6 protein-coding genes are annotated in these 9054 nt (G+C 75.5%); all 6 read right to left on the reverse strand.

Going from position 1 to position 9054, the window contains the following annotated elements; translation table 11 throughout:
* Positions 1-1460: putative lipid II flippase FtsW (gene ftsW, locus FHL79_RS24130; protein ID WP_246081188.1), on the reverse strand; the 1460-nt coding region annotated here is incomplete at its 3' end.
* Between the two features lie 123 nt (positions 1461-1583).
* Complete coding sequence (murD, locus tag FHL79_RS24135; RefSeq protein ID WP_138761093.1) at positions 1584-2987, reverse strand: UDP-N-acetylmuramoyl-L-alanine--D-glutamate ligase; 1404 nt, start codon at positions 2985-2987, stop codon at positions 1584-1586.
* A 1-nt stretch (position 2988) separates the two neighbouring features.
* Positions 2989-4068, reverse strand: a complete 1080-nt coding sequence (gene mraY, locus FHL79_RS24140; RefSeq protein ID WP_138761094.1) for a phospho-N-acetylmuramoyl-pentapeptide-transferase — start codon at positions 4066-4068, stop codon at positions 2989-2991.
* Positions 4065-5486 (reverse strand): UDP-N-acetylmuramoyl-tripeptide--D-alanyl-D-alanine ligase, encoded by a 1422-nt coding sequence (locus tag FHL79_RS24145; RefSeq protein ID WP_138761095.1) that lies wholly within the window; start codon positions 5484-5486, stop codon positions 4065-4067. The genes mraY and FHL79_RS24145 overlap by 4 nt, the downstream gene beginning before the upstream one ends.
* Positions 5483-7048, reverse strand: a complete 1566-nt coding sequence (locus tag FHL79_RS24150; RefSeq protein WP_138761096.1) for a UDP-N-acetylmuramoyl-L-alanyl-D-glutamate--2,6-diaminopimelate ligase — start codon at positions 7046-7048, stop codon at positions 5483-5485. The genes FHL79_RS24145 and FHL79_RS24150 overlap by 4 nt, the downstream gene beginning before the upstream one ends.
* Before the next feature lie 104 nt (positions 7049-7152).
* A complete protein-coding gene (locus tag FHL79_RS24155) occupies positions 7153-9015 on the reverse strand; it encodes a peptidoglycan D,D-transpeptidase FtsI family protein (protein ID WP_246081190.1) in 1863 nt (620 codons plus the stop codon).
* Between the last annotated feature and the right edge of the window lie 39 nt (positions 9016-9054).

Below are 9054 nucleotides of genomic sequence, written 5' to 3' on the forward strand. Positions count from 1 at the left end.
GGCCCCGCCGGGGACGCGGGCCGGTTGCGGACGGTCGAGCGGTCACCGGCGTTCGGCCGGCCGGGGACAGTCTGCCGTTCCGGCGCGCGTCGGCGGTCCTCCGGGGTGTCCCGCCGCGGGTCGGGCCACCGGCGGGGCGGGGGCGCGGCCGCCCGGCCGCGACCGGTCGCCGCCGGGTCGGACACCCGGGTCACCGTGCGCCCGTCGTGCCGCTCGGTACGGGCACCGGGGCCGCGGCCGAGGTCGCGGCCGCGGTCGGCACCACGGCGGCCGCGCCGACGGGGGGCGGGCAACGGGTCGACGGCGGCCGGCGGCACCGGGAGCAGCAGCCGGGCGAGCCGGCCGCGGGGCTGGCTGCGCTGGAAGGCGATGGCCGCGGGCTCGGACCGGGCGAACCGCGCCAGCAACCCGATCACGAACAGGGTGAGGACCAGCGACGTCCCGCCGGCCGAGATCAGCGGGAGGGTGACCCCGGTGACCGGCAGCAGGCCCACGACGTAGCCCATGTTCATGGTGGCCTGGCCGATCAGCCAGACGGTGATCGCGACGCTGGCCAGCTGGATGAACCGGTCGGTCGAGCGGCGGGCGATCCGGAAGCCGGCCCAGCCGAGGATCGCGTACAGGCAGACGACGACCAGGCAGCCGAGGAAGCCCAGCTCCTCACCGATGATGGCGAAGATGTAGTCGGACTCCGCGTGCGGCAGCAGGTTCCACTTCATCGCGCTGTTGCCCAGCCCGACGCCCCAGAAGCCACCGGTGGCCAGCGCGTACAGCCCGTGGCAGGCCTGGTAGCCGCTGTCGCTGGCGTCCGCGCACGGGTCGATGAAGCCGGTGACCCGGGCCATCCGGTACGGCGCCACCACGACCATCAGCGCGACCACCGCGCCGACCGCCAGCACCGCGACGCCGACCCAGCGGCGGGACAGCCCGCCGGCCCACATCAGCCCGGCGACGACCAGCAGCAGACTGACCACCGCGCCCATGTCCGGTTCGGCGAGGAGCAGCAGGCTCATCAGCGCGAAGACCGGCAGCACCGGCACCAGCAGCGACCTCGTCGTCAGGTACTTCTCCCGGACGGCGATCACGTGCGCGCCCCACAGCGCGAAGACCAGCTTGGCCAGCTCGGAGGGCTGGAAGTTGGTGAACCCCAGGTTGAACCAAGCGCGGGCACCGTTGAGCTCCAGGCTGACGCCGGGGATGGGCACCAGCACCAGCGCCAGCAGCCCGAACACCACCAGCATCGCCGGGCCCGACCAGCGGCGCAGCCGGCCGATCGGCAACCGGAGCGCCACCAGCATGCCGATCAGCCCGACCGCGGCGAACCCGATCTGGCGCAAGCCGGGCAGCCAGGCCGGCTGCCCGGCCTTGGCCGCCTCGATCGAGGAGGCGGAGAAGACCATCACCAGGCCGACGACCAGCAGCAGGCCGGCCGAGCCGAGCACCAGGTGCGAGCTGGTCATCGGGCCGTCCAGCCAGGCCGGACCGCGCAGTCGGAGGACCCCCTGCCCCCCACCGCTCGCAGGCTCGCGGCGGGACCCTGCAGGGGGCCGAGGGCGCTCCCGCGTGCTGGCCGTCACCGCAGCTCAGCCCAGCGCACGGACGGCGTCGGCGAAGGCCCGGCCGCGGTGCGCGTAGTCGGTGAAGACGTCCATCGAGGCGGCGGCGGGTGCCAGCAGCACCGTGTCGCCGGGACGGGCCAGCCGGACGGCGGCCGCCACGACCTCACGCATCACCCGGTCCCCGTCCGTCACATCCGTCACGTCCCCATCGTCGCCGCTGGGGACCACGGTGCGCGGGACCGACGGGGCGTGTCGCGCCAGCGACCTGGCCAGCTGCTCCCGATCGCGGCCGAGCAGCACCACCCCGGCCAGCCGTGGCGCGACCGCGGCGACCAGCGGGTCGACGTCGGCGCCCTTGAGCAGACCGCCGGCGATCCACACCACCCGCGGGTAGGCGGCCAGCGAGGCACCGGCGGCGTGCGGGTTGGTCGCCTTGCTGTCGTCGACGAAGTCCACGCCGTTGACGCTGCCGACCAGGACGTTGCGGTGCGCCCCGCCGCGGAACCGGGCCAGGCCCCGGCCGACGGCCGCGGCGTCCACCCCGGCGACCCGGGCCAGCGCCGCGGCCGCCAGCGCGTTGACGATGTTGTGCGGCCCGCGGACCTGCAGCGCGTCGGTCTCCACCAGCACCTCGCCGGCCGGGGTGGCCCCGAACGCCCGGTCGACCAGGGCGCCGGCCCGCACGCCCAGCTGGCCGGGCTCCGGCTCGCCGAGGGTGACGGTCACCGGGTGCCGGTGCCGGGCCACCAGCGAGGCCGCCACCGGGTTCCCCGCGTCGGCGACGGCCACCCCCGCCAGCCGCAGCAGTTGGGCCTTGGCGTCCCGGTAGGCGTCGAACGAGCCGTGCCAGTCGACGTGGTCGTCGGCCACGTTCAGCACGCACGCCCCCGCCGGGGCGATCGAGGAGGACCAGTGCAGCTGGAAGCTGGACAGCTCGACGGCGATCGCGTCGTAGGCGGGGCGGCCGTCGGCGTCCCGGGCGGTGACGACCTCGACCAGCGGTCGGCCGACGTTGCCCGCCGCGACCGCCCGGAGCCCGCCGGCCTGCAGCACCGACTCCAGCATGGTCACGGTGGTGGTCTTGCCGTTGGTCCCGGTGACGGCGTACCAGGGGGCGGGCTCGGCGCCGTCCGGTCCGGGGATGCGCAGCCGCCAGGCCAGCTCCGGCTCCCCGATGACCTCCAGCCCGCGGTCGGCCGCCGCCCGCAGCAGGGGGTGGTCCGGCCGCCAGCCGGGTGAGGTGACCACCAGGTCGACGTCCTCGGGCGGGGCGCCGAGCGGACCGAGCCAGCGGGCGCCGGCCGCGACCAGCTCGGCCACGACGGCGGGCTCGGCGGCGTCGGTGAGGACGACGTCGTCGCCGCGCGCCAGCAGCACCCGGGCCGCCGCGGCACCGGAGACGCCGAGGCCGGCCACCAGGACGGTCACCTCAGAGCCCCGCGAAGGAGAGCCAGTCGGCGTAGAACAGCCCGATCCCGAACGCCACGGCCATCCCGGTCACCAGCCAGAAGCGGACGATCACCGTGTTCTCCGTCCAGCCGGCCAGCTCGAAGTGGTGGTGCAGCGGCGCCATCCGGAACACCCGCCGCCGGGTGGCCCGGAAGAAGGCGACCTGGATGACCACCGACAACGTGACCGCCACGAACAGCCCGCCCAGCACGACCAGCAGCAGCTCGGTGCGGGTGACGATCGCCAGCCCGGACATCAGCCCGCCCAGCGCCAGCGAGCCGGTGTCGCCCATGAAGATCCGGGCCGGGGAGGTGTTCCACCACAGGAAGCCCAGGCAGGCGCCCATCGCCGAGGCGGCCACCAGGGTGACGTCCAGCGGGTCGCGCACCGTGTAGCAGCCCTCGATGGCCAGCGCGGAGCTGCAGTCGTGGCCGAACTGCCAGAACGAGATGATCACGTAGGAGGCGAAGACCATCGCCGAGCAGCCGGCGGCCAGGCCGTCCAGCCCGTCGGTCAGGTTCACCGCGTTGGAGAACCCGGCGATGAACAGGTAGGCGACCGCGATGAAGAGGGCCGTCGGCAGCACCAGCGGCTCGATGTCGCGGACGAAGGAGATGGCGGTGGTGGCCACCGCCGTCCCGCCGTCGTCCTCGACCAGCGCGAGCACCGCGAAGGTCACCCCGATGACCAGCTGACCGACGAGCTTGGCGGTCTTGTTCAGCCCCAGGCTCCGCCGATAGCGGATCTTGAGGTAGTCGTCGAGGAAGCCGACGGTGCCCAGCCCGACCATCAGGAACAGCAGCAGCAGGCCGGTGGCGGTGACGCCGCGGCCCTCCTGGTTGAGCAGGAACAGGTGGGCCACCAGGTAGCCCAGCACGGTGGCCAGCACCATCACGGTGCCGCCCATGGTGGGCGTGCCCTTCTTGGACAGGTGGCTCTCCGGGCCGTCGTCCCGGATCTCCTGGCCGAAGCCGTGCTGGCGGAAGGCCTTGATCGCCAGCGGGGTCACCAGGATCGAGACGATCAGGCCGACGGCCGCCGCGATGAGGACCGACTTCACGAGGCGGTCCCGCCCGCCAGCAGGTCGGCGGCCAGCTGCTCGAGCCCGTAGGACCGCGAGGCCTTCACCAGGACGACGTCGTCGGCGCCGAGCTCCGTGGTCAGCAGCCGCAGGGCCGCCTCCCTGTCCGGCACGTGCTGCACGCTGTCCAGCGCTCCGTCCCCCTGTCCTCCCCCGTCCCCCGCCGACCGCTCGGCGAGGGCTCCGGTGTGCATCCCGACCGCGTCCGCGCCGACCGAGACCAGCAGGTCGACCCCGGCGCGCACCACGTCCCGGCCCAGCCGGGCGTGCTCGGCGTCCGCCTCCGTCCCCAGCTCGCCCATGGCGCCCAGCACGGCGATCCGCCGTCGTCCGGGCAGCCGGGTCAGCGCCGCGAGCGCGGCCCGCATCGACTCGGGGTTGGCGTTGTAGGCGTCGTTGACCACGGTCACCCCGTCGGGCCGCCGGGTGACCTCCATCCGCCACCGGCTGCGCGGCCCCGCGGCCGACAGCGCCGCGGCCACCGCACCGGGGGTCATGCCCGCGGCCAGCGCCGCCGCGGCGGCGGACAGCGCGTTGGCGACCTGGTGCTCGCCGACCACCTGCAGCGCGACCGGGTGCTCCTCGCCGCTCGCGACCAGGGTGAACCGGGCGCGGGCGGCGTCGTCGAGGTCGACGTCGGCGGCTCGCACGTCGGCGTCCGGGCCGAGCCCGGTGGTGACCACCCGCGCGGCGGTGCGCGGGGCCATGCCGATCACCCGCGGGTCGTCGGCGTTGAGCACGGCGGTGCCGTCGGCGGGCAGCGCCTCGACCAGCTCGCCCTTGCTGGTGGCGATGACCTCGGCGCTGCCGAACTCGCCGAGGTGCGCGGAGCCGACGTTGAGCACCACGCCGATGTCCGGGCGGGCGATCCGGCACAGCCGGGCGATGTGCCCGGGGCCGCGCGAGCCCATCTCCAGCACCAGCGACCGGGTCCCGGCGTCGGCGCTGAGCACGGTCAGCGGCAGGCCGATGTCGTTGTTGAACGAGCCCTGCGGGCTCACCGTCGCCCCCGCGGCGGCGAGCACCTGGCCGAGCAGGTCCTTGGTCGAGGTCTTGCCCGAGGAGCCGGTGATGCCGACGGTCACCAGGCCGCGCTCGACCAGCCGGCGGTGCACGGCACCGGCCAACCGGCCCAGCGCCTCGACCGGGTCGGCGACGACGACGACGGGGAGCCCGGGCTCGGGTCGGGTGGCCAGCGCGCCGGCGGCGCCGGCGGCGCCAGCGGTGGGCAGGAAGTCCGCGCCGTCCACCCGCTCACCCGGCAGCGCCACGAACAGGTCGCCGGGAGCCAGCGCCCGCGAGTCGGTCCGCACCGCCCCGGTGACGACGGCGGCGGGGTCCCCGGCGAGCTCGCCACCGACCGCGGTGGCCACCTCGGCGAGGGTCAGCTCGATCACGCGTCCACCGCCCGCGCCCCGCGGAGCTGCTCGAGCACCTCGCGGAGCACGTCTCGGTCGTCGAACGGCAGCACCTGACCCCCCACCTCCTGGCCGGTCTCGTGACCCTTGCCGGCCACCAGCAGGGTGTCACCCGGCCGCGCCCGGGCGACGGCCGCGGCCAGGGCGGCCCGACGGTCACCGATCTCCAGCACGTCGGCGCGCCGGTCGGCGGGCACCTCCTCGGTGCCCGCGCGCACGGCGGCCCGGATCGCGGCGGGGTCCTCCGACCGCGGGTTGTCGTCGGTGATCACCAGGACGTCGCTGCCGGCCGCGGCGGCGGCGCCCATCGCCGGTCGCTTGCCCGGGTCGCGGTCACCGCCGCAGCCCAGCACGGTGAGCAGCCGCCCGCCCGTCGCGGCGCGCAACGAGGCCAGCGCGGTCTGCACCGCGTCCGGGGTGTGCGCGTAGTCGACGACGGCGACGAAGGGCTGTCCGGCGTCCACCGGTTCCATCCGCCCGGGCACCACGGTGTCCGCGAGCCCGGCCAGGGCCACCTCGGGCGGCACCCCCACCGCGTCCAGGAGGGCGACGGCGAGCACCGCGTTGGCGACGTTGAAGTCCCCGGGCAGCCGGAGCCGGCCCGGCCAGCTGCGCCCGCCGGGCCCGTGCAGGGTGAACGTCGAGCCGCCGGTGCCCAGCGCCGCGACGTCGGTGGCGGTCCAGTCGGCGGCCGCCCCGGCGGTGCTCACGGTGACCGTGCCGGGCGTGCGCAGCCGCCGGCCGGCGGGGTCGTCGACGTCGACGACCTCGACCGCGGCCCGGCCGTCGAACAGCAGTGCCTTGGCCTGGAAGTAGCTCTCCGGGTCCCCGTGGAAGTCCAGGTGGTCACGGGAGAGGTTGGTGAACCCGGCCGCGGCGAAGCGGACGCCGTTGACCCGGCCCATCACCAGCGCGTGGCTGGAGACCTCCATGACCACGGCCCGCACACCGGAGGCCACCATCGAGGCGAGCAGCGCGTGCAGGTCGGTCGCCTCCGGGGTGGTCCGGGTGCTGGGCAGGGCCGTGGTCACCGGGTTGCCCTCGGCGTCGCGGCCGCGGGTGCGGGTCTGCACGGTGCCGATCAGCCCGCTGGTCCAGCCGGCGGCGGCCAGCCCGGCCTCCACCAGGTAGCTCGTCGTCGTCTTGCCGTTGGTGCCGGTGATGCCCAGCACGGTCAGCTGCTCGCTCGGGCGGCCGTGCACCCGGGAGGCGACCGCGCCCAGGACGCCGCGCGGGTCGCCGACGACGCAGGTGGGCAGCCCGGTGGCCCGGGCCTGCGCCTCCCCCGCGGCGTCGGTCAGCACGGCGACCGCACCCCGTGCGGCGGCGTCGGCGGCGTACCGGGCGCCGTGGGTGCGGGCGCCGGGCAGCGCGGCGTAGAGGTCACCCGGCCCGGCCGTGCCGGAGGCGAGGGTCACCCCGCTCACCGGGGTGGCGGGGTCGCCCTGCACCGGCGGACCGATCAGGTCGGCCAGTTCGGCGAGGGAGAGCGGGCGGTTCCCCGCGGGCCGGGGACCCGACCCGGGCACGGTCGGACTCACGGGACTCCAATCTACCGGCGGCGACCCCCGGGGCCCGACGACCACCGGTTCGTCCTCGTGTCGGTCGCTCCCGCCCGGCCGGCGGGTCGGGGTCGGTCGAGGGATCAGTCGACCTGGAGGGTGAAGGTCGGGCGCGGCGTCCCGGAGGGGACGACGCCACCGGCGGTGAGGGCGTAGCGCATGACGTCGGAGAAGACCGGTGCGGCGACCTGGCCGCCCTCGGCCTCGCTGGTCGGGCGCTCCAGGTCGACGGCGACCACGTACTGCGGGTCGTCGGCCGGTGCGTAGCCGACGAAGGTGGTGAAGTAGCCGCCCCCGGCGTAGCAACCGCAGTCGGGGTTGGCCCGCTGCGCGGTGCCGGTCTTGCCGACCACCCGGAAGCCGTCGACCTCGCCCAGCGGCGCGGTGCCGCCTTTGCCGACCACCGCCTCCAGCATGTAGGTCAGCTGGCCGGCGGTGTCCGCGCTGACCACCCGGGTGGCCGCCGGCCGGGGCGCCTCGGTGACCGTGCCGTCGGCGGCGGTGACCGAGGAGACGACCCGCGGCGGGATGCGCACGCCGCCGTTGGCCAGGGTCTGGTAGACCGACGCCATCTGCAGCGTGGTCACCGACACGCCCTGCCCGATCGGCACGTTGGCCGCCCGGCTCTCCGTCCAGTCCGCCGAGGGCTCGAGGATGCCGGCGCTCTCCCCGGGCAGCTCGATGCCGGTCTCCGAGCCGATGCCGAAGGCCCGCAGGTAACGCTCCAGGGTGCTGTTGCCGATCTCGCGGGCCAGCATGATCGCGCCGACGTTGCTGGACTTGGCCAGCACGCCGGTGACGGTGAACTTCTTCACCGCGTGGTCGGTGGCGTCGGTGACCACCACGTCCCCGGCCTGGATGTGGCCGGGGACGTCGAGCACGGTGTCCTTGGTGGCCTTGCCCTCCTCGATGGCGGCGGCGGCGGTCACCGCCTTCATCACCGAGCCGGGCTCGTAGACGTCGGAGACCACCGGGTTGCCCAGCAGGTCCGGGTCGGTCTGGTTGTAGTGGCCGGGGTCGTAGCCGGGGCAGCCGGCCATCGCCGCGACCTCGCCGGTGTGCACGTCCAGGACGACGGCCGACGCCGAGGTGGTGTCGCCGTCCGCGCAGGCTGCGTCCAGCCGCTGCTGGACCACGAACTGCAGGTCCTCGTCGAGGGTGAGCTGCACGGTGCCGCCGTCGGTGGCCGGGGTGGACTCGTCGATGCCCGAGGGGATCTGGTTGCCGCTGCCGTCGACCTCGACCCGCTTCCCGCCGTCGGTGCCGGCCAGCACGTCGGAGTAGGTCTGCTCGATGCCGGCCAGCCCGTCGCCGTCCTTGCCGACGAACCCGACGACCTGCCCGCCCACGGCACCGGCCGGGTACAGCCGGATCGGGTCGTCCTCGTAGGCGAGGCCGGTCCGGGTGGCCAGCGGCAGTGCCCGCACCTGGTCGGTGACGTCGGTGGCCACCTGGTCGGCCAGCACGACGTAGCGGCTGTCCCGGGAGAGCTTCTCGACCAGGTCGGCGACCGGCACGTCCAGCAGCGTGGTGAGCGCCAGTGCGGTGCGGGTCGGGTCGGTGACGATCGAGGGGTCGGCGGTGACCCGCTCGGCGTCGACGGAGTAGGCGAGCACGTTGCCGGTGCGGTCGGTGATCTCCCCGCGGACCGCCTCGATCGGGTAGGTGCGCATCCGGTCGTTGGTGGCCGCCTGCGCGTAGGAGGCGCCGTCGACGCCCTGCAGCACGACCAGCCGGCCGACGACGAGCACCAGCAGGGCGATGAGGAAGACCAGCCCCCAACGGTTGCGCTGGTCCCGCTGCAGCATGCCCAGCGGCTGCCGCCGCCGGGTGCCGGCCTCCCGGCGGGGGCGCAGGCCGCCGCGACCGGCCGGGCCGGTGCCGCGACCGGGGGTGCGGCGCACCCCGCTGGGCCGGAAGGGCGGCGGTGGACCTGCTGGCGGCACGACTCAGTCCCCCGGGGTCGGCGCGGCGGGGACGGGGAC

Source organism: Modestobacter altitudinis, assembly GCF_005930475.1.
GTDB lineage: Bacteria > Actinomycetota > Actinomycetes > Mycobacteriales > Geodermatophilaceae > Modestobacter > Modestobacter altitudinis.